The following is a 24,666-nucleotide window of genomic DNA, read 5'->3' as shown; positions in this document are numbered from 1 at the left end:
GTGTGATGGCGCTGGCTTGGACACTTTAGTAAAGATTTGAAGCATGAACCTTCCGCTTAATCAACCGGCCAGGCTTGTGGAAATCGCGCGGTTTGTGGAGGACGTGCCGGCGATGGTCCAGTTTTACCGGCAGTTTCTGGGCATCGAACCGACGTATAGTGACGATACGATCGCCACTTTCCATCACTCCGGGTTGACGATGCTCATCCATCAAAGGTACGTGCCCGGACCTGATGATTTGCCGTGTGAGGATCATCAGGCTTATGGCGTAGCGGATGTGGATGCGGCGGTGGCAGAACTGGCCGGGAAGGGATTGAGCATCGCTTATCCCCCCAAGGATTATGACTGGGGGCGTTCAGCGTATTTGCGGGATCCGATGGGGCGGTTGGTTGAGATCACTTGCTTGGCACAAACCCACGGATAGGTCGGTTCCGCCTCCATATCTCGGCGGCTACGAGGGGTTAAAATGGCCCTTGCATAGCCTTCCCCGGTCTATACTATCGCTCCTTGCCTGAACGCCGCGTGTGCGGATGTTCATTAAGGCTGAGAAAAATAAGTCAACCAGGTAACCTAACCTCTAACCCTCCGTTGCCACGCAACGTTCGGTCAGTAATTAGGCAATCGGAGTCCTCTCAAGGCGCTTTCGTCGCCTTTTCTGGATACTCCTCCCTGTTAGTCCCCAAGTCAGTCAGTATTACATTGTTATGTTAACGATGGAAGAAGCTCTGAAGCAGCATTCGATGCGTTTTGCTGCCGAGGAAATCGTCAAAGGTACAATCATCGAAGTCCGCCCGAAGGAAGTGCTCGTGGACATCGGTTATAAGAGCGAAGGTGTCATCCCGGCCAATGAGTTCGATGACATCAAAGTGGTCAAGGTGGGCGACAAGATCGACGTCTTGATCGAACGCCTCGAAGACAAGGACGGCATGGTCGTCTTGTCGAAGGAAAAAGCCGAGTTCAAACAGAACTGGGAAAAGATCGTCAACACCGCCAACGAAGGCATCACGGTCACCGGCAAGGTCAAGGCTGTGGTCAAGGGCGGTCTCTTGGTCAACATCGGTGTGGAAGCGTTCCTCCCGGCGTCCCAAGTGGACATCGTGCCGCCGAAGAATCTCGCGATCTTCGTGGGCAATACTTACGAATTCAAGGTCGTTAAGATCAATCAGGACCGTCAGAACGTCGTACTGTCCCGCCGCGAATTGATCGAGGCCGAGCGCAACAACCGCCGTTCGGCGTTGTTGTCCGAAATGGTCCCGGGCGATATCCGCAAGGGCACGGTCAAGAATATCACGGACTTCGGCGCGTTCATCGACCTCAACGGTCTGGACGGCTTGCTGCATATCACGGATATGTCCTGGGGTCGCATCGGTCATCCGAGCGAACTGCTCAAGGTGGGTCAGGAGCTGGACGTGGTCGTTCTCGATATCAATCGCGAGAAGGAACGCGTGAGCCTGGGCCTGAAGCAGAAGAGCGCGAATCCTTGGGACGCGATCGAGAACAAGTTCCCGGTCGGCACCAAGGTCAAGGGCAAGGTGGTCAACCTCGTGCCGTACGGCGCGTTCGTGGAACTCGAACCCGGTGTGGAAGGTCTCGTGCACGTCACGGAACTGTCCTGGACCAAGCGCATCGCCAAGCCTTCCGACGTCCTCAAAGTGGACCAGGAAATCGAAGCGGTCGTGCTCGGCATCAACCGCGAGGAGCAGAAAATCTCCCTCGGTGTGCGTCAGCTGGAAACGAATCCTTGGGACCAGGCGGTCACCAAGTATCCGGTGGGCACGAAGATCAAGGGCAAGGTGCGCAACCTCACCAGCTACGGCGCGTTCGTCGAGCTGGAAGAAGGCTTGGACGGCATGGTGCACGTGTCCGACATCTCCTGGACGCGCAAGATCAATCATCCTTCCGAAGTCCTCAAGAAGGGCGACGAAGTGGAAGCCGTGGTGCTCGAGCTCGACAAGGGCAACCAGCGCATCTCCCTCGGTGTGAAGCAACTCGGCGAAGATCCGTGGAGCAACATCGACAAGTTCTACAAGGTCGGCGACCTCGTCACCGGCAAGGTCACGAAGCTCGCGAGCTTCGGTGCGTTCGTGGGCCTGGCTCACGATATCGATGGCTTGGTGCACATCTCCCAAGTCAGCGAAGAGCGCGTGGACAAGATCAAGAACGTGCTCAAGGTGGACCAGGACGTCACCGCGCGCGTGATCAAGATCGATAAAGCCGATCGCCGTATCGGTCTGAGCATCAAGGCCGCGAACTACTCCACCGAACAGCTCAAGGAAGAGCAGAAGTTGCTCGACCAGCTCAAGCCCGGTGAAGACCTCGTGGCGCTGCAGCACGCCTTCGACGCCGCCGACGAAGCCCGTCGCGACGACGAATAAGCGAAGCTGTAAAAAGCGAATTCAAGAACCGGCGGATCGAAAGGTCCGCCGGTTTTCTTTTGGTGGGTTGCACCCACGGGCCAATATGGGAAAAATAAAAACATCTCCTTGGAGACGTTTTTATTGGCCGGTCGGTGCAACCGACAAAAAAACAGGCCAACCTTTCGGTTGGCCTGTTTGAGAGTTGTCAGCAGAACTTATTCGTTCTTGCCACCGCACTTCTCGCAGTTCTTGCCGGCCTTCTGGGCTTCGACGCAGCAAGGATGCTCGCATTTCTTGCCAGCTTTCTCAGCCTTGGCGCAGCAGCCGCCGGCTTTGCCCTTCGGAGCCGGTTTCTTGTCTTCGGCTTGGGCGATCGTTACGAGAGACACTGCCATGGCCACAACGGCCAGCACTTTGATGAGCTTCATACGGTTAACCTTTGTTACGGGTGATATCTACCCGTGTCACCACCGTTCAAAAGACGCCCAAGCTTACCCGGCCAAGGCGAATGAACAGTTGGTAACTGCGTAGATTTATACACCCGTTTAGAGGCATGTCCAATGGATTTTATTCCCTAGCCTTATGTAGAAAACGGACGCATCCAAAAACAGAAAAGCCTTAACCCATTCAAAACAAACAGTTTAAGGCTTTCTGAAAACGGTTTACTTCGCCATCGGTTTCATCGTCAGCGGATCGCGCAAGGGCACATCCACTAATCCTCCCTTGCTCAAGTCGGTCAGTTTCACCTTGTGATCGGGATGCCCTTTCAGGATGTCTTCTTTCTTGCCCACGATGAGGATCGCCACCTGATCTTTCGTGAGATACTTCGTGGCGACGCGTTTCACTTCCTTCGCATCCACCGCGTTCACCTTGTCGCGATACGTCTTCCAGAACGTCGGGTCCTTCGCGTAACGCCCCGTGATCTCATCACTCGCGAAGGTGCCTGCGACTTGCGCCGCCGTGGAGAAACTCTGCGGGAACGTATCGATGAACGATTGCTTCGTCGTGACCAGTTCTTCATCCGTCACCGGCTGCGTCGCCATCTTCTCCAACTCCTCCATCACGATGGACGTCGCATACGGCACCGTGCCGGACTTCGATTGGAACGCCGCCACGAACGCCATGCGATAATAAATGCCGCCCGGGAAACCCGAGCCTGCTGAATACGCCAAGCCCTCATCCGACCGCACACGATTCACGATGCGCGAGGTGAACCCGCCACCACCGAGGATGTCGTTCATCACCGTGATGGCCGTGTAATCCGGATTATCGCGATACACGCCCGGCAACAGGATGGACACGCGGCCTTGCGGCACATCCTTGTCCACCACGTAAACGCCCGGTTTCGCGAACGTCACTTCACTCGGGACTGTGGGCGGTTTCTCGCCCTTGAATGGCCAGTTCGCGAACAGCTTCTCCAGCTTCGCCGTCATCTCTTTGCGATCAAAGTCACCATTCACCGCGATGATGAAATTGCCCGGATGAAACCACTTCTGATGAAACGCCTTCAAATCATCCTTCGTGATGGACTCGATGGAAGCCGCCGTCGGATGCTGGTTGATGAAGAACTTGTCGCCATAGAGCAGGAAGCGCCGCTCGCGCAACTCCATCGCGGCAGAATCATCATTCCGCTGCTTCATCGCTTGGAGTGTCTGCTGCTTGCGCAAGGCGATCTTGTCGTCTTGGAATTTCGGTGCGGTTAGCACATCGCGCAAGATTTGCAGACCCTCGTCCAAATCTTTCGAGAGCAAGTTTAGCGCGACCGTGCCTTGCGCCTCAGAGATGCCCGAATTTAACTGCGCCGCTAGGAACGCCAGCCGTTCATCCAACTCCTCCGCGCTCTTGGAAGCGATACCGCTCTTCGTAAGCAAATAACCCGTAAGATTCGCGAGACCTTCTTTGCCCGCCGGATTCAGGTAATCCCCCGTGCGTACGAGGATGCTGATGTTTATCAGCGGCAATTCGCGATCGGGAACGAGATACGCCACCGGCCCGCTCTTCAGCACTGTGCGGTAATCCGCCGGATTCGGTGCCTCATACTTCAGCGGCTTCACCGGCAGCTTCTCCGGACGATCCGGGATATCCGCCGCGAACGCTGTCGTCGCCGTGGCCGCGAGCGTCAATGCCAGCCAAGTTCTACGTGTCATGCCCTTCATTTCGTCCCTTTCTCCAAAGCGTTGATACGTTCCGTCACCATTTTCAGATACGCCTGCAGGAACGGTTTGTTCTTCGCGTCCGCGCCGCCCATCTGCTTCGTGATCTGCTCCTGCGCCTGCTTCAATTTTTCCACACTGCTCTCCGCTTGGATGGAGCCTTGCACCTTGCGGATGACCGATTTCTGCTCCTCGCTCAATCCTGCGAAGATGTCATCACCACCCGCCGCGCCTTCCTTGCCCGGCTTACGCGTGTAAGTCGCCACCGCGCGATTCTCCTTTTTGAAATACTCATTCGCCACGCGCTTCACATCATCGGCCGTAACGGTCTGCACCTTCTTGCCGCTTTCATTGATTTCCTTCCAATCACCGAAACCCTCGTTGTAGATGAGCTGGAACATGATCGCGTGATTGTTCGCCAGCTTGCGATACTCGCTCGCCGCGAAGTTGTTCTTCACCTTCTGAAGCTCCTCGGCAGACACCGTTTCATTCTGGATCTTCTCGATCTCTGCGTAGATGGCCTCCTCAACTTTCTCCGGCGTCACGCCATCCTTGCACTCACCACCGATGTTGAAGGAGCCCGCCCAACGATAACCATCCTGTCGCGCCCAAGTCTCCGTGGCCACTTGCTTGCCGAGAACCATCCCTTTGTAGAGACGGCCCGTGCGCGTGGAGAGGAGCTGTCCCAGCACTTCCAGCGCGTAAGAATCTTTGTGACCGAACGGCACCGTGTGATAGAGGATATCCACCATCGGATTCGCCTCCGCCTCACCGTTCATGCGCTTCTCGCCCGCCTGCTTCATCTCCAGCGTCACTACGTCGGGAGCGGGTTGTTTGCCCTTCGCGATGCGCCCGAAATACCGCTCGCACTGCGCCGCGCAATCTTTCGGATCGAAATCACCCACCAGCACCAGTGTCAGATTCTGCGGCTGATAATACAGCGCGTAGAACTCATCTGCCTGCACCTTGCTGATGGCGGGAATGTCCGAGGGCCAACCGACCGTTGGCCAGGAATATGGATGCGATTCCCAGAACATCGCGTTGAACATCTCTTCCAAGCGGCCCGTAGGAGTGGATTCAGTGCGCATGCGGCGTTCCTCGAACACCACATCGCGCTCCGCATAGAATTCACGGAACACCGGGCGCAAGAGCCGTTCCGACTCCATCCACATCCAGAACTCCAAGCGATTCGCTGGCACCGTGATGAAATACGCCGTCATGTCTGTCGACGTGAACGCGTTCATCTGTGAACCGCCCGCGGCCGTGTAAACGCGGTCGAACTCGTTCTTCACCATGATCTCGCGCTGCTGCTTGATCAGTTCGTTGAACTGCTTTTCCAGCTCCTTGTAGCGCGCAGTTTTGTTCTCCGGCTTGTAAGGATCGGCGATCTCACCCTTGCGATACAGATCGCGCATCTTGCCTTCCTCCGCCCGCATCAAGTCGCGCAGCCGTTCCTGCTCATTGATGATCTCCAAGTCCTTCTTGTAATCCTTCGTGCCCAGCGTCGGCGTGCCCTTGAACATCATGTGCTCGAAGAGATGCGCGATGCCCGTGATGCCGGGCCGCTCATTCGCACTGCCCACGCGCGCCACCCAGCCGCCGGAGATGGTCGGCTCGCCCTTGCGCGGCAGCATGAGCACTTTCATGCCATTGGAGAGTTCCTTTTCCACCACGGACACCTGCTGGGCATGCCCGAGCGCCGTGCAGGCGACGAGACCAAGCAGGACAAAGAAGCGCGTTAGCCGTTTCATGGGTTCAATTTCTGTGCCGCACACTGTAGTGCAAGGTTCCAAACGATACAACTGCGACAAGCAAGCTGTCCGTAATTACATCTTCACCCTAAAATGGGTTTTTCTGATTCGACTCAAAACTCGTCTCAGCGTTCGAATCATTTGTCATATTGGCCCTATAAGACCTATCATTTTGAACAACCCCAGAATTCGCTTAACCAGTAACAAGAAACTGGAAACTCCATCAAAAACTTTCATTAGACACCCCCATATGAAGGCTTACTGTAGTGATCAAGGGCAATCCTTGGGTCTCATTCATGCGCGCATTGCTTACATGGGTCCGCCGCAAGTTCGCTTACACGGACTTGGATCGCGAGTTGAACCCTCCCCTGCTCATTCCCATCAATTTCCGTGCTTGCGAAGAAAAAGATTACCCTCGCCTCATGGCCCTCTACCGGCTGGTCTCTGCAGGACGCTTTCCAGAAGGTGACGAAAAAGCCTTCGCCGCCCATCTGCGTCAGCCGGAAAACGGTATGATTGTCGCGGAAATACAGGGTAAAATCATTGCCTGCTCCGGGCTGCTAAGACTTGGCCCGAACATCTACACCCTCTGCTACGGCTTGGTGCATCCTGATTACCAAAAGGATCGCATCGGCACCACTATGACTTTGCTACGTGTGGGCAGGACCGGGATAGGCAAACCCGATACGATGAATCATCTCCTCATCTTCGCCTTGCCTGCCTCGCTCACCTTCTACCGCCGTTTTGGCTTTCAGGACCAAGGCAAATGGCTCGCCTCTGATGACAAGGAGTATCCTTTCGCCGCGCTTTCCTACACCTCCTACATCGCCCGCCATATCGATTCCATTCTCCAATGGCGGGAAGTCCGCATCCGCGGCAACTACAAAGTGCCCCTGAGCCGCACTATGGAAGCCAGCCTCGGCACTGACGGTCTCGGCCGCGAATCCTATCAGATCGACACCATTTCCCCCGCGCTCAGCGAAGAACCCGTCCAAGCGGTTTAGAATATGTTTCGGGTTTGGAGTTTCTGGTTTCGGGTTGGCACCGGTAATTCACAGTCGTATCCAGATTCACAGTCCCCCAACTCGAAACCACAAACAAGAAACTCGAAACAACAGCCAAATTCCTCATTGGGCATTCAATCAATCTCTGCTATCAACAAGCCACTCCCATGACCGCCCAATCCATCCTCGCTGAACTCGAACCCCTCGGCACCGCGAGCTACAAGCGCGTGATGATGAACAATCACGGCGTCAAAGAACCCTGCTTCGGAGTGAAGATCGGCGACCTGCAAAAGATACGTAAGCGCATCAAGATGGATTACCGGCTCGCGCTCGATCTCTACGCCACGGGCAATTACGACGCCATGTATCTCGCCAGCCTCATCGCCGATGACGCCCGCATGACCAAGCGCGACCTGCAACGCTGGGCCGATGGTGCCTACGGAGCCGGTTTACCCGGAGCCGTCGCCAGTGTTGCCGCCGGAAGCCCTCATGGTCACGCGATGGCCATGAAATGGATCGATTCCAAGAAACCGCTCATCGCCGTGACCGGTTGGGCCACTCTCAGCAGCCTCGTCTCCGTAAAGCCAGATGCCGAACTGAACCTCGCCGAACTCAAAGACCTCCTGAAACGCGTCCAGCAAACCATCCACGAGTCCCCCGACCTCGTGCGCTACCAGATGAACATGTTCATCATCGCCGTCGGCTCCTGCGTCACCCCGCTCACCGAACTCGCCCTGAAAACCGCTGAAAAGATCGGCAAGGTGACTGCGGACATGGGTAATAACAGTTGCGAAGTCTTCTCCGCCACCGATTACATCCAGAAAGTGCAAAAACGTGGCACTCTCGGCAAAAAGCGAAAATCGGCCAAATGCTGAACGCGGATCAAAATGTGATAATCTATTGATGCGATAAAGTCCGCCATGGACAGCGCGTGGTTTTTAGCAGATTATTCGCCCGCCTTAGCCCAAGCATGCGCACTGGTAAAGATTTGATCTTGGCGACCAAGCCATATACGAGCGACCACCCGGCCAAAAGCTGGTGGTATATCCTTTCCACTGCGGCTCTCCTGATAGCGTTCATGGCGGGCACCCTGTTCAATCACAGCCTCCCCGGTCGTATCGTTTGCAGTGTGCTCAGTGCCTTGCTGATCCTCCGCTTTTTCGTCATCTATCATGACCAGCAGCACCACGCTATTTTGCCGAATTCCAAGCTGGCGGAAGGGTTGATGCGCCTCTTCGGCATCTTCATCTTGAGCCCGAGCAGCATCTGGCGCAGCTCGCACAATCATCATCACAATCACAATTCCAAGCTGAAGGGCTCGCACATCGGCTCTTACCCGATCATGACCAAGGAGCATTTCCTGAAGTGCTCAAAAGCCAAGCGCATGAAGTACCTGTTCATGCGGCATCCGCTGACCATCCTCTTCGGCTACGCCTTCATGTTCCTTTTCGGGATGAGCATTTATCCCTTCTTCAACAATCCCAAGGCACACTATGACTGCCTCATCGCTTTTGTCCTTCATGTCACCTTGATTGTGGTGGTCGCTGCGATCGGCGGTTGGGTGGCAGTGGTTTTGACCGTGCTGATCCCATTCGGCATCTCCTGCTGCATCGGCAGCTACCTTTTCTATGCCCAGCATAATTTCCCGGGAGTGACCTTCCGTGACAATGCCGGGTGGACCTACGATGCCGCCGCGCTGGAGTCTTCCAGCTTCATGAAGATGGGCACATTGATGAACTGGTTCAGCGCCAACATCGGCTACCATCACATCCATCATCTCAATTCCAAAATTCCCTTCTACCGCCTGCCGGAAGCCCTCAGTGGTATGCCGGAATTGCAGAAGCCCAAGGTCACTTCTCTGCATCCCATGGACATCATTCGCTGCCTGCGCCTGAAAGTCTGGGATGTGGAGACCCAGCAGATGGTCCCCTTGCCGACGAAATGATCCCGCCTTCGTGAATGGCATGAGGGTAAACTCGAATCCAATCATCCTTTATGCCCATCACTGCCGCCCAGATCGCTGAACAAGTCCGCGGAGAACTCATCGGTGACGGTTCCGTCGTCATCACCGGTTTCGCCGCCGCCAATCAGGCACGCAGCGGTGACCTCACCTTTGCCGACCAGGAAACTTACTTCGCCGCGGCTGAAGCCAGCGAAGTCTCCGCGATCCTTGTCCCGGAAGGATTCAATTCCACCAAGAAGACACTCATCCGCGTCAAGAACCCGCGTATCGCCGTAGCCCGTCTGCTCCCTCTTTTCTTTCCGCCAGACCAATACACGCCAAGCGTTCATCCCAGTGCCGTCATCGACGCTTCTGCACAAGTGGACCCCAGCGCCCATATCGGCCCTAATTGCGTCATCGGAGCCCGCGCCAAGATCGGAGCCCGCGCCGTGCTCATGGGCGGCAACCACATCGGTCGCGATGCCGAAGTGGGCGATGATACCCGACTCTATCCGAACGTGGTCATCTATCACCAATGTCAGGTGGGCAACCGCGTGATCATCCACGCCGGCACAGTTATCGGCTCAGATGGCTACGGCTACGTGCTGGATGAAGGCCGCCATCGCAAGATTCTTCAGATTGGCAACGTCATCATCCATGACGATGTGGAGATCGGCGCGAACACCGCCATTGATCGTGGCGCCCTCGGCTCCACCGTCATCGGCCAAGGCACCAAGATCGATAACCTCGTGCATGTAGCGCATAACGTCACCATCGGCCGTCATTGCATCATCACCGGCCAGGTCGGTTTCGCCGGCAGCACGAAGATGGGCGATTACTGCGTGGTCGCGGCGCAATCGGGTATCGCTGATCATTTGAAGATCGGCAATCAAGTGACCATCGGCGCGAAGAGCGGCGTGATGCGGGATATCGAGGACGGCGGCAAGGTGCTAGGGACGCCCGCGTTCCCTGATAAAGTGGCCAAACGTCAGATAATCGCCAGCACGCAACTCCCTGACATCATCCGCCGCATGCGCGATCTGGAGAAACAGATCGAAGAATTGAAGGCTAAGACAGGAGCCTAAGTGCTTCCCCTTCTTACTGCGGAGTCAACTGCACACGGTAAAACCGATGGCCAGTGAACGTCGGCAGAGTTACCCGAAAACTTTGCTCCGCAGTCAATGTCTGGAGAGAAGTGCCCGTTTCTTCCATCCAAGGTCCAGCGACACTCGTAGCCGTCCACACTTTCACCTGACCCGAGGCCGCATGGGAAAGGCCCACATCAAACTTCTTAGATGGACTGTTCTGCACCGCGCTGATCGTGACCGTAGGTGCCGCGACACTCTGAACTGTGAGCACATTAGCCGCAGGATAATTGCGCCCCGCTACCGAAGGTTTCAATGATACGAGATAATCACCCGAGACGCTGGCCGTAAAAAGAAATTGCGAGGTATTGTTCACCGTGCCGCTGCCTGCCACAGAAGCGGTGTCAGCACCTGAGATCTGGATGCTGTCGATGCACCAGCCATAGTTAAAACCCGTATCTCCATAATAACTGCCGGAGAAAAAGGAGTAATTGAACCGTAATTTCGTCTCCACCCGGGCCAATCCTCCCAGATCGATATTCACCGAAGTATATTGTGCCGATTGATTTCCGCCGCTCGTTTGCGACCAGACAGTCTGCCAGCTCACGCCATTATCTTGCGAGATTTGCACGCGAGGAATCTGATCTGTTGTGGCCAAAGCCAGACGTGAGAGGAATGAAAGTGAAGCCCCCGGTTTGGGAACAAACTTAGTTTTATACTCCAAAATCTGCTCACCCGCTCCGGGGTTAGCCAGATGGAATACGGAAGCGCGATTGCCGACACTATCTGCACCAGTCGCCGAATACCCGCCAGTGATTGTCGCGTTAAAGTTATTCAACCCGCCATCCGCATTATCCGTGAATGTGAGCGGCGTCAGCGCGATCGCCTGCCACGCATAGCTCGTGATACCGACCGGCGTGCTGAACGAATAAGTCATGTTGAATCCATTCACCGGCCGCGTTGGGCCCGTAAGCGTCGGCATCTGATACACCGGGCGCCAATCCACCTTGAAGTTCGCGTTACCAGCAACTGTGATATTCGTCGTATAGCTGCCGCCATTCGCTGCTGTGAACGTCACTGTATAGTTGCCATTCCCCGGCAAAGGAATCGTGTAACCGCCGCTGCTGGCTGTGACGGCATAGTACTGGTTGCCGGTGACTTCCACCGTCACCCCTCCAAGTCCTTCACCCAAGTCATAGAAAAGATCGCCATCGAAATCATTGTAAACCACCCCCGTCAGCAATGGCTTTCCGCCAAGCTCAGCATCATTTTGTTGGGTGCCAAAATCCTGAGTGACGGCCTGTGGCCCGATGTTCACTCCAAAGGAACCATAATAAATGCCCACCCCAACTTCTCGAAAGGCGGGATTATGGATAGTGTTTCGGTGTCCTCGCGGGTTCTGCATGCCAAATGTCACTTCACCAGGAAAATTGATGTTGGTCTGTCCCCAATCAACCTGAAAGGCGGCGTGACCATAGAGCGCACTCTTCGATGCCACGAAAATATTTTCACCCAAGTTCTGAAAATTATAGCCGGCATCAACGATCCGCTCATCCACATCCGGCTCGCCAGGCAGCACATGGGCCTGGGTACGCTGGTCGAACATCAACTGGCTGTGCACCCGGGCAGTCCCCATCAGCTTGGAGTTAAAAGCCAGTGGTGGCGCCGCGGCGATCGCATTAAACTCGGTGATCATCACTCCCAGATCGACATGGAAGTAATTAAGGGCATTCACTACATTCGGATCCGTCAATGCCGCCAGCCATTGCCCCTCTGCGGGAGGATTCGCACGCGCGCGGTTGATGAGCTCCAGGTGAAGCTGTTCGTCATCCGTCGGCTGGCCGATAGAGTAAAGCGTCGGCCCGACAGCCAAAGTCGCCTTTGCCTTGGGCAATGTCACCGAATTAGTCCGCGTGAAACTCGGCGGGTTCACTTCAGGTGCGCTATGCACTTGGTTTTCCGCCGCCCGCCCGGTCAGAGCAGTTGCCAACAACAAAGTTAAAATAAGGGCGAAGGAGCGCTTCATGGAGAGGGCTGGACTAGGTTACTTATCACGCTTTTTCAGCGAACGTGGAAAATAGGCAGTCACCACACACTCTGCAAGTGCCATTCGGACTCTTTTAGCATTGTCCTCACCGCCTCGAACCTGAGAATACAGACGCACATGATGCAAACGCCATCCAACCAGCCCAGCCCAGCGGATGATCCACCGCTGATCAAGCTGCTGGAGTGCTTGCTCAAGACCCTGAAAGACTGGCGAAATCCTGATGGTGCCATACATAAACTGCTCAAGTGGCTTCATCGAGGACTGCTCTTTGTAAATATTAGCTACGGCATCATCCTGTGTCTGGTGCTGGCTTTGCTGGAATGGCGGGCCGAGACTCATTGGTTCCTGTGTTTTGCACTGTATATTCCGCCACAAGTCTGGCTATTGCCCGTCATCGTCTTGGGACCGCTCACCTTACTCATCAAACCTCGTTGGTGTTTATTGCATATTGCAGCACTCATTTTGGTTCTATTTGTTTACATGGACCCGCAGTTCGGTTCTGCCGGAACACCCAAAGGTGCATCCATCAAAATCCTCACAAACAATCGCGGGCAGGATAACAAACAGAGCCCTACAAATTTCATCGAAGCAGAGAAACCGGATGTGGTGGTGTTTCAGGAAGCAGGGCGGGAAGCGCAGTTCGCCAAAGCATATCCCGGTCTGAGCGTGCGCGGCATAGATGAGTTCACCTTCATCAGTCGCTTTCCCATCAAGCAGGCGGAACTTCTGCCTCAACGCGGACTGAACCGGCGACCAGTAGCTGCACGAGCCGTCCTGGATTGGGAGGGTCGCGATCTGGTCATCTACACCGTGCATCTCACGTCACCACGTGAAATTCTTGAGCCTATGAGCAAGGGCGGTTTCGTGGCAGCCGTCTTCGGACGTAAAGGCGGTTACGGCGAAAAGCTGCGCAATGAGACGCAAGCCTTCTGGGATCATCAAAAAAAGATGGCGGCGGAGATCGCCGAACTGGCCAAGAAAGAAACAGCTCCCGTCCTTATCGCCGGTGATTTCAATGTGCCGAATCACGGGCAGATCTATAACTCCTACTGTGACCAGTTCACGGATGCTTTTGAACAAGCTGGCAGCGGCTATGGTTTGACCTTCCCAGGCTTCACGCGCAACCCCCTCACCTTCTTCGGCCCATGGTTGCGATTGGATCAAATTTTCTCCAGCAGCCAGCTCAAGCCCATCGCGTGCAAAGCAGAACCGGGACGGCGCTCCCAGCATCGCAGCATGGTGGCGACGTTTGAGTTGAAGGAGAGCGGGAAGTAACTTCTTTTGGACCGCGGCGGCTTGCCCCGATGCGGTGTCGGGGTGTTCCTCTGAGGAACCAGCCGCAGCACGGGAACAAGCAAAGTCGCCTGTGAAATATTTCGAAACCTCTAAAAAATAGTTCCCGCTGCGACTGGTGCTCCGCGCACACAGTCGCGGCCCATGAACCTCACATGACCCGATCCAGCAACGGTGCTTCATCCAGATAGCGCGAAAAGTTGTTCAGGAAATGGCTGATGAGAAATCCTGTCTCATCATGATGCCCCCCGGCCACATGCGGAGTGATGTAACAATTCGGCAAGCTCAACAATGGATGCCCCAAAGGCAAAGGCTCCGGCTCGGTGACATCCAGCCATGCGGCTCCGAGATGTCCCGTGCTCAAGGCGTCCACCAGCGCAGCTTGATCCACCGTGGCACCACGTCCGATGTTGTAGAACACCGCACCGCGCTTCATCTGCTTCAATCGCTCGCTGGAGACGAACGCGTTTGATTGCGCATTGGCCGGCAGAATGTTGATCACGTGATCTGCTTGGGCAAGCGCATCCGGCAGCTCAGCCATGCTGATGATCGGGATGCCTTCATCCCCACGCGGCTTGCGTCGATACGCCGCCACTTCCATGTGAAACGGCTTCAGCATCTCGAGCAAGCGGGTGGCGATGCCGCCGAATCCGAGGATGACCACGCGTTGATGTTTCAACAGGGGCGAGGAATGGCGCAGATGCAGCCATTTCGGAGAGTTATTCTCGTAACGCGCTTTCAACGATTCCGGCAGACGACGCGACTGAGCCAGCATGAATGCGAACACATGCTCCGCGCAGGCTTCCGCATACACCGTGGAACTGTTCGTCACGTGGATTTCACGCTCACTCGCAAAAGCTCTAAATTCAGGTGTGTCATAACGGGTGAAGCCGGCACTGGAGATGTGTATCCACTTCAGCTTCTTTGACTCATAGATGTTTTCAAGGTTGGGTTGACCAAAGGCGATCTCAACCTCATCAAAAGCCGTATCCCTGGTGGACTGCGTGAATGGCGAACTCAGCATCTTAGAGGGCAGGATGATCTCATGCGTGGCCACGCCTTCACGCAGACGTTTCAACCCTGGTTCGCTCAGTTGTATGTCGCAGAAAATCTTCAATTGCTTCATCGCCTTGGTGGACAGTAGAGGTGCGAAGAGATTCCGTCGAGTCCTTGCCAGAGTTCGGCGCTTCACGTATCAACAACGCAAATCAAATCGCCACTCATGAGCGCCGAAAAACGTATCCAAGAACTCAAACTGGAACTCCCACCTGCTCCTCCGCGTGGAGGCATCTACAAACCCGTCGTCATCACGGGCAATCTCGCTTACGTGTCCGGACACGGTCCATTGCGCAGCGATGGCACGATGATCCGCGGCAAGGTGGGACAAGACTTAGATTTGGCGGCCGGACAAGTCGCCGCTCGTCAGACGGGATTGGCCATCCTCTCCACGGTACGCAAAGAATTGGGTTCACTGGACCGCATCAAGCGCGTGATCAAAACGCTCGGCATGGTGAACGCCACGCCTGATTTCCCTGACCACCCGAAAGTGATCAACGGCTACAGCGAACTCTACGAACAGATCTGGGGATCGGATGATGGCGTAGGTGCCCGCAGTGCCGTGGGCATGGGCTCATTGCCTGGAAATATCGCCGTGGAGATCGAAGTGATTTTTGAGCTGCATAACTGACATCTCTGTGGAGCGCGGCTTTTAAGCCGCTTCACCGTAACCGGCAAAACCGGTTCTGAAATTAAACCGGCACCCACTTATCGGATATATGAGCACAGACTGGTTCGTCGTAGAAAACGCGGCGGAGATTCCCTCCCCTTCCCTGCTCGTTTACCCGGCGCGTTGCCGGGCTAACTTGGAACGCGTACTCACGATGACCGGCGGACCGGACCGCTTGCGTCCGCATATCAAGACACACAAGCTTGGTGAGATGGCGCAGATGCATGTGCAAGCGGGCGTGATACAGTGCAAGGCGGCGACAATCGCCGAAGCAGAACTCGCGGCCACGCATGGCATGACGGATGTGCTGCTCTCCTATCAACCGGTCGGGCCGAATGTGGCGCGATTGCTTGAACTCATCCGACGTTTTCCACAAGTGACGTTTCGCACCATAGTGGATGACTCAGGTGCGCTGAAAACGCTCTCTGCAGCCGCGACGCAAGCGGGTGTAAAGATTCCGGTGCTGTTGGATATCGATTGCGGGATGCATCGCACAGGTGTGCCACCGGATGAACGGGCGTTGGCACTCTATCGTGAACTGGCGAAAGCTCCAGGACTCATAGCAGATGGCCTGCATGCGTACGATGGGCATCTGCACATCGAAGATCTCACGGCACGCACGAAGGCGTGTGAGGACGGCATGGCTCCGGTGCTCGCGTTGCGCACGCAGTTGCAGACGGAAGGCCTGCCTGTGCCGCGTTTCATCGCCGGTGGCACGCCGACATTTCCGATTCACGCAAATTACCCCGATCGCGAGTGCAGTCCGGGCACGTATGTGTTCTGGGATTTTGGTTACGGGAATCGCTTCAAAGATCTGGGGTTTCAGCAAGCCGCCATGTTGCTCGTGCGCGTCATCAGCAAGCCGGGCGAAAATCGGCTCTGCCTCGACCTCGGGCACAAGGCGGTTGCGGCGGAAAATCCGCATCCTCGCGTTTTCTTTCCGCAGTTGCCTGATGCAAATGCCATCAGCCAGAGCGAGGAGCATCTGGTGATCGAGACCCCACGTGCTAATGAGTTTTCTGTTGGCGATTGCCTCTACGGCATTCCTCGGCACATCTGCCCTACAGTGGCACTGCATGGATCAGTCGTCACAGTGGAGAATAGGAAGGCTGTTGGAAAATGGCTGGTACGCGGACGTGAACGGATGCTGACGATTTAAGGTGAAATGCCACGTCGTTTTGCATGAAAAGCATGCAAACACAGCCCTTGTTGCAAAATGCATTTAAATTCTCTTTTGGCAGCGTTAATTTCACAGTTTTAAAAACTCTTAATCTCCTATTAATCAATGAGTTACATTTAATTCTGAGACGCGTGCATCCTTGGCACATGCGATGCACTATACAGACTTGTTAGTGAAAAATTAGTAACAAACACACAAGACTATGAAAAAACTGATTAGCTCGCTGATGATGCTCGCTTTCGCCTGCTCGGCCATGGCGGCGAGCCAGGCAGAACTGGACCAACGCATCCTGAAACTCACCTCCAAGTTTGAGGCGATGCAGGCCAAACCGGACAAGGCCATTCCAGCCAAGATTTTGAAGAACGCACAAGGCATCGTACTGCTCGACCGCACGAAAGCCGGTTTCATCATCGGGTTCCAGGGCGGTGGCGGCGTGGCGATGGTGCGTGATTCCGTGACGAAAGAATGGAGTGCGCCTGCTTTCTACAATGCGAATGAAGGCAGCATCGGGTTCCAAGTCGGCGGCCAACAGACCTTCATGGTCATGGTGCTGATGAATACGAATGCGGTTCGTGCACTCATCGATCACAACGGCGAATTCGGTGGCGCGGCGGAAGGCACAGCGGGTGATTCCAGCACGAATGCGGGTGAAAGCGTTCACGAAGATGATCAGGCCATCTTGATCTACTCGGATACGAAGGGACTGTATGGCGGCGCTACCATCAAAGGTGGCGCGGTCTCCCCGAATGAAAAAGATAACATGCGGTACTACGGCGAGTACGTGTGGGTTCAAGACATCCTCTTCAAGAAGAAGGTGGAACCCACAGCGACCGCCAAGGCTCTGGCTGCGAAGATCGAGTCCTACGCGCAGCCCACTCCGGAACTGAGCCAGAAGTAGCCACCGCAATTCAGAAAAGGCCGCCGCGGAAAAGTGTTCCACGGCGGCCTTTCTTATTGTACCAAATCCTCTCGCAACACTTGGTTGATTCTCAGGGTTTGGAAAACACTTTGCCGATATTGGGAGAGATTGTTGTTGTCCGGTGCAAGTGACGGTAGACATCTTTCCCAGAAACACCGATAACACCGTCTTGCAACAGACAATTTAGGCATGAAAGCATTTGCTCCATTCATCTGCTATTTGGCTTTAAGCGCAGGCACCCTCACCGCCGCCGATGCCAACCAGTCCGCCATCATCAGCGAAGCCCTCAGCCGCCTGCCCGCGAATAAAATCAATGAGCAGCCTGAACTCAAAGCCGCGCTCACCCGCGTATTGGACAGCTCCAAAGGCACCGCTGAATTCGTGGACCTCGTGCAACGCTTCAAGGTCACCGACCGCAATCCCGACCTGCTCGAGCTCGCCATCCAGAAACCGAACGACCAGCTTGGCGTCGAAGCCCTGCGCGCCCTCTTCGCGAACAACGGCCTCACTCTCGTCCAAGCCGAACTCGCCAAGACCAACGTCACCCGCATCACCAGCCTCGTCGATGCCACCGGCAATGTCGGTGGCCAAAACGCCGAGAAGCTCCTCCTCCCCTTGATCATCGACCTGAAACGCGACCTCACCATCCGCCGCCAAGCCGTGAAAGGCGCTGCCAAAGTCCAATCCGGCGCGCAAGCCATCCTCAAGCTCGCCAAGGAAGACAAGCTTCCTGCTGACCTGCGCTTCATCGCCACCACGGAGCTCAACGCTTCCCGCTTCCCGAACGTGCAGAAGGAAGCCGCTGACGTGTTGCCTTTGCCCCTCTCCGGCAACGCCCAGCCTCTGCCCGCCGTCAGCCAGTTGCTCACCATGAAAGGTGATGTGAAACGCGGCGAAGGCGTCTTCTTCCGCGTGCAATCCACCTGCGCCACCTGCCACGTCGTGAACGGCCAAGGTCGCGACTTCGGTCCCGCCCTCTCCGAGATCGGCACCAAACTCGGCAAGGACGCGCTCTACGAATCCATCCTTGAACCCAGCGCCGGCATCTCCTTCGGCTACGAATCCTGGGAGATCAAACTCAAAAACGGCGACGAGATCTACGGCCTCATCGTCAGCGAGACCTCCGATTCCATTAGCGTGAAAGACGCCACCACCATCGTCCGCAAAGTCGCCAAAGCCGACCTCAAGAGCCGCTCGACCATGAAACTCTCCATCATGCCCGCCGGCCTCCAGATGACCATGAGCACGCAAGAACTGGTGGACTTGGTCGAGTATCTCTCTTCATTGAAGAAGAAGTAAGCGTGGTAGGGCGAGACTCCGTCGAGCCCCAACTCTTTTCGTCAAAGTGCCTCCTTCTTCAATACGCGCTAACACATCCAAATGAATCAACTTCCTTTTCCCTAAACGGAAAGAGAAGCGAGCTCTACATTAGAAATTAAAACCCCGGATGATCTCTCATCCAGGGCTTCGTCATTCGTGCTTCGGAATTCGTCATTCCCGCGCTATAGCGCGGGCCTTACTTCTTCTTGAAGAACTTCTTCAAGTTCGCCAGGCCCTTCACCGCGATGTCATTGCGGTTCGGCTCGATCTTGCGCCAGATGGCCGCCGCGCGGGCGATGACCTTCACATCCGTCGTGAAGGACTCGATCACCACGTCACCCTGATAATTGATTTTCTTCAGCGCGGCCACGATCGGCTTCCAGTCGATATGATCGCCACCCGGCGTGCCACGATCGCTGCCGCACGCATGGAAGTGACCGAGGTTCTTGCCCGCCTTGAGGATGGCCGCCGCCTGGTTCTTCTCCTCGATGTTCATGTGGAACGTATCGAGATGCAGCGTCACCGCCTTGCTGCCGATGGCCTTGATGAGCTTCAAGCCCTTGTCGCACGTATTGAGGAAGTCCGTTTCAAAACGGTTCAACGGTTCGATGCACAGCAGCACGCCCTTGGATTCGGCATACTTCGCGATCGGCTTGAGGTTCTTCACCACGAGGTCGAACTCCACCTTCTGTTGCGCCGGTTCCACCGCATCCGCCTTTCCCACCACGGAGTAGATGGGACCGATGATGCGCGGGCAACCCATGGCAGAGGCTTGATCGATCAGGGTCATCACATAATCCGTCGCCACCTTCTGTTCTTCAGCAGTCCCGCGGAAATCACGTCCCGGGCCCATGCACGCGCAGATGGAACCGATGGCGATGCCCGCCTTAGCCGCTTCCGCCTTCAGCTTGGCCGGATCGATGTGGGAAGGATCTTCCACCGGGATCTCCACGGTCTCGAAGCCCCATTTCTTGAATTGCTTGAAGAGCTTGGTGCTCTCCGTGACGAACGGTGAAACGTAAAGGAATGAATTGATGCCAAATCTCATAGTATTTCTGCGCTTTCGGATTTCCCAACAGGCTAATGATTGAAGGGATAGAGTCAAAGCGATTTGGGAGCAAAATCAGAGTTTCTCCATGGAATTGTGGCTTGAACGCAGCCATTCGCCGATTAGCATATTGAGACTATGCCCAAGGGTTCTTCAGCCAAGCTCTGGCTAATCCTGCTGACTCTGCTGTCCAGCATGAAGGGATTCTGTGCAAGTAACTCTCTCGAGTTGGAGAGCCGGTATGAAGGGGACGGCTGGTTTCGCTACACGATAACGCTTCCAACGCATCATTTTGCGACTTCTTTTGAGATCAACTATTTTGTAGTACACTTTGGGTCAGTACAAGAAATGGAAGCTCCTGAAGGTTGGGTTACCATTCCCTCTTCTGGTGAAGCAATTTGGAATCCAGTAACATCTCTAACCCGTCCTTCAGTGCATGTTTTCCGCTGCCGCAGCCCTTATCGGCATTTCAGAATGGATCCTTTGGGCATTTATCTGGGAATTACCACACCGCACCCGGAATATGGAATTCCTGTTCAAGCCACTGGAATAATTTACTGCTTGGTTCCCTGCCCACCGGAATATGCTGATGGTTCAGAGCCAGTTTTTACAGCCAAGAGCCAGAATCCAGACCTCAAAATCACCAACCTTCTCCATGACACCGTAAAAGTGACTGGCATCTCGCTTAACTTGCAGACATCTGCCACATACGTTTTGGAAGCCAGTAGTGATCTGGCCGAGTGGCGTGAGGCGACCACGTTTCAAGCTCCATCTGGTACTGCCAGTTTCACCTCTTTGAATGAATCAGGACCTTTCTTCCGTGTGCGAGTAGGAGAAACCGTTCTTTCTTCCGCTGCGCTTAGTGCCACCTCCAGTCGAGCTGCACGTATAGAACCTTCGATAAAGACTTCACTGGTCATGGAAGACGGCAAACTCGCCGCTGTATTTCCCTCACAGAAAGACACGTCCTATACAGTCGAATTCTTATCTTACTCAGGCCAGTTGTTTAAAAAGCTAGCCGTCACTGGAACCGCCCCGCAGACAACCGTTCCCATACCAGTAGAGCTGCGCTCCAGCGCACTCTTGCTGCGAGTATATGCCACTCAACTGAACACCAAGTGATCTCAATCAACAAAACGCGCATTGATGTTGATTCCAGATATGCCCATGTGCGTCTCCTCCGTTGAACGTTTCTGATTTGCGTTCATGATAGGCGGACTTTCACTTTATGAATGTCCGTCATCTCTTTGCCTCATTGCTGTTCTTGGGTGGAACGCTCGCTGCGTTCGGCCAGGGCAAACAACTCACCGGCGTTTACGCGCCGACTGCTTCAGAGCCCCTGCCGCCCGCTGAAGCGCAGAAGAAATTCACCGTGCCAGAAGGCTTCGAGGTGCGCCTCTTCGCCTCCGAGCCTATGGTCGTGAATCCCGTGGCGATGACTTGGGATGAACGTGGCCGCCTCTGGGTGGTGGAACTCTACGAATACCCCCTCGGCGCTCCGAAAGGCGCGAAGCCCCGTGATACCGTAAAGATTCTCGAAGACACCGATGGCGATGGCCGCGCCGACAAGGTGACCACCTTCGCTGATGGCCTGAACCTCGCCACCGCCATCATCCTCGGCAACGGCGGTGCCTACGTGGGCCAAGCCCCTCACCTGCTCTTCCTGAAAGATACGAACGGTGACGACAAAGCCGACACCAGCGAAGTCGTCATGACCGGCTTCGGCCTCGAGGACCGTCACGAATTGCTGAACGGTTTCACTTGGGGACCGGATGGTCATCTCTACATGACTCACGGCGTCTTCACGCATTCTCTCGTGAAAGATCCGAAAAAGCCGAATGACCCCGGCGTGGTGATGAACGCCGCCGTGGCGCGTTGGCATCCGCAGACGCGCAAGTTCGAGGTGTTCGCCGACGGCACCAGCAATCCTTGGGGCGTGGACTTCGATCGCGCGGGCAATGCTTTCGTCAGCGCCTGCGTCATCGATCACCTCTTCCACATGGCTCCCGGTGGCCAGTTCGTCCGCCAAGGCGGCATCTGGGCGAATCCCTACGGCTATGCCGACATGCACTCACCGCGCGGCGGTCTGGCGAGCATTGTGGATCACAAACATTTCCGCGCCGCCTACTGCGGTGTGCAGGTCTATCAGGGCAACCAATATCCCCAGTCCTACACGGGTAAGATTTTCATGGGCAACATCCATGACAGCTCCGTGCATATGGATGAACTCAAGCCCAACGGCTCCAGCTTCACCGCCAGTGACCGTCCTGATTTCGTTCGCGCGAATGACGGCTGGTTCCGCCCCATCAGCATTCAAACCGGTCCTGACGGCAACATCTGGCTCGGTGACTGGTATGACAAGTATCCGTGCTACCAGAACGCCCGTGCCGACCCAGAGGGTGTGGACCGCACCTACGGCCGCATCTGGCGCGTCGTTTACACCGGCAAGGAAAAGGGCAAACCCATCATGAGCCGCCCGAGCAAAGACATGAACCTCGCCAAGCTCCCGAGCGCAGAACTCGTGAAGCTCCTCGCTCATTCGAACGTCTGGCAACGCCGCACTGCTCAACAATTCCTCAACGAACGTCGCGACAACACCGTGATGGGCCACCTGCAGCAGTTGTTCAAGAACGGCACCACACTCGAAGCCCGCCTGGCCGCCCTCTGGACCATGCACAGCTCCGGTTACTTGAATGATGACGTGCTGCTCGCCGCGGGCACCGATCGCGAACCCGCGATCCGTAATTGGTGCGCCCGCCTCATCGGTGAACGCAATGTCGGCACGAAGGATGAGATCACCGCACTCGAAACACTCGCAAAAGACCCCGATCCATCTGTACGTTTGGCTGTCGCCACAGCTGTGCGCCAGTTCACCAGCGGTTCACTCACCGTGAATACTCCGCCTGCCAAGCAAGTGGACCTGGGCGATGTCATCCCAAACCTCATCGAAGCCTCGCGCGATGGCAAAGACCCGCTCATCCCCTTCATGATCTGGTTTGCCGCGGAACCGCTCATCCCGGAAGCAGTCGATGTCGCCTTCCAATGGACCGTCGAAAGCGCAGCCAAGAACATGCCCCTCTCCGGCCAGCTCACGCAAAAGCTCATGCGCCGCGTTTGCGACCTGAACAAGCCGGAGTTGCTCGTGCAAGCCACCGAGGTTATCGGCAAGCTGCTTGATCAGGATGCCGCCCTCACCGTCGCCGCCCTGAACGGCTTGCTCGAAGGCCAAAAGGGCAAAGCCATCGTCCCCTCCGGCGATACGACTGCGGTGCTGAACAAACTCCTCGCCAGCAGCGATGCGCAAGTGAAAGAGCGTGCTCAACGTCTCGGCACTCTCTGGGGCAATGCCGCCGCCGTGCAAGGTAGCGTGAAATTGGTGAATGACCAGAGCGCCACGATCGAGAAACGTCGTGAAGCAATGCAGGTCGTCCGCCAGCTTAAGAACCAGGCCGCGCGAGATGCTTTCCTCCAAGTCATCAGCGTGAAAAATCCCGACTCTCTCGCCATGGAAGCCTTACGCGCCTTGGCCGAGATCGGCGGCGATGCCTTGCCGAACGAGATTCTCGCGCGCTGGGGCAACTTCACTCCGCCCGTCCGTCGTGCGGCTGCCGACATCATGACCACCCGCGATCGCTGGGCTTCCACCCTTCTCTCCGCGCTGGAGCAGAAGCAAGTCGCCACCACCGATGTCTCCGCCACGGGCATCCGCACTATGATGCGTTCGCAGGCGGATTACGGCATGCTCGCCCGCCGCGCGCAACTCGTCTTCGGTCGCGTCCGCGATGCCGATGCTGATAAGACGAAACTCATCGCCGCTAAGCGCAAGATGATTCTTGATTCTAAAAAGCAACCGGACCTCAAGGCCGGTCACGAGATCGCCCAGCGTACCTGCTTCACCTGCCACAAGCTCTACGGTGAAGGCGCGGATGTCGGCCCTGACCTCACTGGTGTCGGTCGATCCAGCTTGAACGCCCTGCTCGCGAACATCATTGATCCGAACCAGATCATCGGTGCGGGATATGAGAACGTGGAGATCGAGACGAAGGACGACCGCATCGTCGCTGGACGCATCATCGAGAACAACGATGCCCGCGTGAAGATCCTCTCCGCCGGACCGAAGGAAGACATCGTCGCCAAGTCCGACATCAAGACCATGCGCGTGAGCGAACTCTCCGTGATGCCTGAAGGCTTGGAACAGATGTCCGATGAAGACTTCCGCAACATGATCGCCTACCTGCTAAATCCGCCGCAGGAAAAGAAACCGTTCACCTGGCTGGAAGAAGACGCCTTGCCCGAAGGCAAACCGGCCGAGAAGAAAACCGAAGCCGCGCCGCAGCCGAAAGGTAAACCCGTCTCCGAGATCAAATACAAGGAAGTGGACTGGGAATCCGTCTCCCACTGGAATCCCGAATGGCGCGTGGAAGCCCCAGATTTTGAGGCCACGCCGAATCGCCTGACCGATTACGCGGGCAAGCAGAATGTGCTCATCACGCATCCTTACACCAAAGAGAAAGGCGCCGCCCTCGTCCGCAAGTTCGCCGTGCCCGCCGGTCAAAAGACCCGCCTGCTCTTCGACGTGTTAGCGCATGAGAAAGGTGATTGGGATCTCGTCGTGCTCGCCAACGGCAAAGAATTGGAGAAGCGCCTCATCAAAGGTTCCAAAGACCAATGGCAGGCCATCGACATCAACCTCACTCCGCTCGCCGGCCAAACGGTTGAACTGCGTCTCGAAAACCGCGCGAATAATTGGGCTTGGGAATTTGGTTTCTGGACCAGCCCGAAGATTGAGAGTGCCCCGCTGACAGCGGCAACGCGCTAATTAAGAGGAAAAACTCACCGGC

19 protein-coding genes are annotated in these 24,666 nt (G+C 55.7%); 13 read left to right on the top strand and 6 right to left on the bottom strand.

Going from position 1 to position 24,666, the window contains the following annotated elements; genetic code table 11:
* The first annotated feature begins 43 nt into the window (after positions 1-43).
* Together VGH19_23325 and VGH19_23320 are read left to right on the top strand one after the other, a co-directional pair.
* Positions 44-424, top strand: a complete 381-nt coding sequence (locus VGH19_23325) for a VOC family protein (GenBank protein ID HEY1174318.1) — start codon at positions 44-46, stop codon at positions 422-424.
* Between the two features lie 280 nt (positions 425-704).
* Positions 705-2,375 carry a 30S ribosomal protein S1 gene (locus VGH19_23320; GenBank protein ID HEY1174317.1) on the top strand — a complete coding sequence of 557 codons (1,671 nt, stop codon included), beginning with the start codon at positions 705-707 and terminating at the stop codon, positions 2,373-2,375.
* A gap of 197 nt (positions 2,376-2,572) precedes the next feature.
* Here the strand turns inward: VGH19_23320 and VGH19_23315 are convergent, their stop codons facing one another.
* The 3 genes from VGH19_23315 to VGH19_23305 form a co-directional block, all read right to left on the bottom strand.
* Positions 2,573-2,785 carry a hypothetical protein gene (locus VGH19_23315; GenBank protein HEY1174316.1) on the bottom strand — a complete coding sequence of 71 codons (213 nt, stop codon included), beginning with the start codon at positions 2,783-2,785 and terminating at the stop codon, positions 2,573-2,575.
* 234 nt (positions 2,786-3,019) lie between these two features.
* Positions 3,020-4,504 carry a pitrilysin family protein gene (locus VGH19_23310; GenBank protein ID HEY1174315.1) on the bottom strand — a complete coding sequence of 495 codons (1,485 nt, stop codon included), beginning with the start codon at positions 4,502-4,504 and terminating at the stop codon, positions 3,020-3,022.
* Positions 4,505-4,509: 5 nt separating this feature from the next.
* Positions 4,510-6,261 (bottom strand): pitrilysin family protein, encoded by a 1,752-nt coding sequence (locus VGH19_23305; GenBank protein ID HEY1174314.1) that lies wholly within the window; start codon positions 6,259-6,261, stop codon positions 4,510-4,512.
* 296 nt (positions 6,262-6,557) lie between these two features.
* Between VGH19_23305 and VGH19_23300 the strand changes: the two genes are divergently transcribed.
* The 4 genes from VGH19_23300 to lpxD all read left to right on the top strand — a co-directional run bounded on the left by VGH19_23300 (position 6,558) and on the right by lpxD (position 10,292).
* Positions 6,558-7,265 carry a GNAT family N-acetyltransferase gene (locus VGH19_23300; GenBank protein HEY1174313.1) on the top strand — a complete coding sequence of 236 codons (708 nt, stop codon included), beginning with the start codon at positions 6,558-6,560 and terminating at the stop codon, positions 7,263-7,265.
* 167 nt (positions 7,266-7,432) lie between these two features.
* Positions 7,433-8,140 (top strand): DNA alkylation repair protein, encoded by a 708-nt coding sequence (locus VGH19_23295; protein ID HEY1174312.1) that lies wholly within the window; start codon positions 7,433-7,435, stop codon positions 8,138-8,140.
* A 95-nt stretch (positions 8,141-8,235) separates the two neighbouring features.
* Positions 8,236-9,210: a fatty acid desaturase gene (locus tag VGH19_23290; GenBank protein HEY1174311.1), complete on the top strand. Its 975-nt coding sequence runs from the start codon at positions 8,236-8,238 to the stop codon at positions 9,208-9,210.
* A 50-nt stretch (positions 9,211-9,260) separates the two neighbouring features.
* Entirely contained in the window at positions 9,261-10,292 is a 1,032-nt protein-coding gene (lpxD, locus tag VGH19_23285) for a UDP-3-O-(3-hydroxymyristoyl)glucosamine N-acyltransferase (protein HEY1174310.1), read from the top strand.
* A 13-nt stretch (positions 10,293-10,305) separates the two neighbouring features.
* On the opposite strand, the gene VGH19_23280 is transcribed toward lpxD, so the two are convergent.
* Complete coding sequence (locus VGH19_23280) at positions 10,306-12,318, bottom strand: carboxypeptidase regulatory-like domain-containing protein (GenBank protein HEY1174309.1); 2,013 nt, start codon at positions 12,316-12,318, stop codon at positions 10,306-10,308.
* A gap of 138 nt (positions 12,319-12,456) precedes the next feature.
* On the opposite strand from VGH19_23280, the gene VGH19_23275 reads away from it, so the two are divergent.
* Positions 12,457-13,614, top strand: coding sequence for an endonuclease/exonuclease/phosphatase family protein (locus VGH19_23275; GenBank protein ID HEY1174308.1), 1,158 nt, complete (start codon positions 12,457-12,459; stop codon positions 13,612-13,614).
* Positions 13,615-13,783: 169 nt separating this feature from the next.
* Here the strand turns inward: VGH19_23275 and VGH19_23270 are convergent, their stop codons facing one another.
* Positions 13,784-14,824 (bottom strand): D-2-hydroxyacid dehydrogenase, encoded by a 1,041-nt coding sequence (locus VGH19_23270; protein ID HEY1174307.1) that lies wholly within the window; start codon positions 14,822-14,824, stop codon positions 13,784-13,786.
* 30 nt (positions 14,825-14,854) lie between these two features.
* Here VGH19_23270 and VGH19_23265 point away from each other — a divergent pair, with 30 nt between their 5' ends.
* From VGH19_23265 to VGH19_23250, 4 genes are all read left to right on the top strand, one after another.
* Complete coding sequence (locus VGH19_23265; protein HEY1174306.1) at positions 14,855-15,319, top strand: RidA family protein; 465 nt, start codon at positions 14,855-14,857, stop codon at positions 15,317-15,319.
* Between the two features lie 88 nt (positions 15,320-15,407).
* Positions 15,408-16,517 carry a D-TA family PLP-dependent enzyme gene (locus tag VGH19_23260; protein ID HEY1174305.1) on the top strand — a complete coding sequence of 370 codons (1,110 nt, stop codon included), beginning with the start codon at positions 15,408-15,410 and terminating at the stop codon, positions 16,515-16,517.
* Between the two features lie 223 nt (positions 16,518-16,740).
* On the top strand, positions 16,741-17,436 hold the full coding sequence (locus tag VGH19_23255; protein HEY1174304.1) for a lipid-binding SYLF domain-containing protein: 696 nt from the start codon (positions 16,741-16,743) through the stop codon (positions 17,434-17,436).
* 210 nt (positions 17,437-17,646) lie between these two features.
* Entirely contained in the window at positions 17,647-18,756 is a 1,110-nt protein-coding gene (locus VGH19_23250) for a hypothetical protein (GenBank protein HEY1174303.1), read from the top strand.
* 217 nt (positions 18,757-18,973) lie between these two features.
* Here the strand turns inward: VGH19_23250 and VGH19_23245 are convergent, their stop codons facing one another.
* Positions 18,974-19,825: a sugar phosphate isomerase/epimerase family protein gene (locus VGH19_23245; protein HEY1174302.1), complete on the bottom strand. Its 852-nt coding sequence runs from the start codon at positions 19,823-19,825 to the stop codon at positions 18,974-18,976.
* Positions 19,826-19,963: 138 nt separating this feature from the next.
* On the opposite strand from VGH19_23245, the gene VGH19_23240 reads away from it, so the two are divergent.
* Positions 19,964-20,947, top strand: a complete 984-nt coding sequence (locus tag VGH19_23240) for a hypothetical protein (protein ID HEY1174301.1) — start codon at positions 19,964-19,966, stop codon at positions 20,945-20,947.
* A 106-nt stretch (positions 20,948-21,053) separates the two neighbouring features.
* Positions 21,054-24,644 carry a PVC-type heme-binding CxxCH protein gene (locus tag VGH19_23235; GenBank protein ID HEY1174300.1) on the top strand — a complete coding sequence of 1,197 codons (3,591 nt, stop codon included), beginning with the start codon at positions 21,054-21,056 and terminating at the stop codon, positions 24,642-24,644.
* Positions 24,645-24,666 lie beyond the last annotated feature (22 nt).

The organism is Verrucomicrobiia bacterium (assembly GCA_036405135.1).
GTDB lineage: Bacteria > Verrucomicrobiota > Verrucomicrobiia > Limisphaerales > JAEYXS01 > JAEYXS01.
This window is presented reverse-complemented; position numbering and strand designations above follow the sequence as displayed.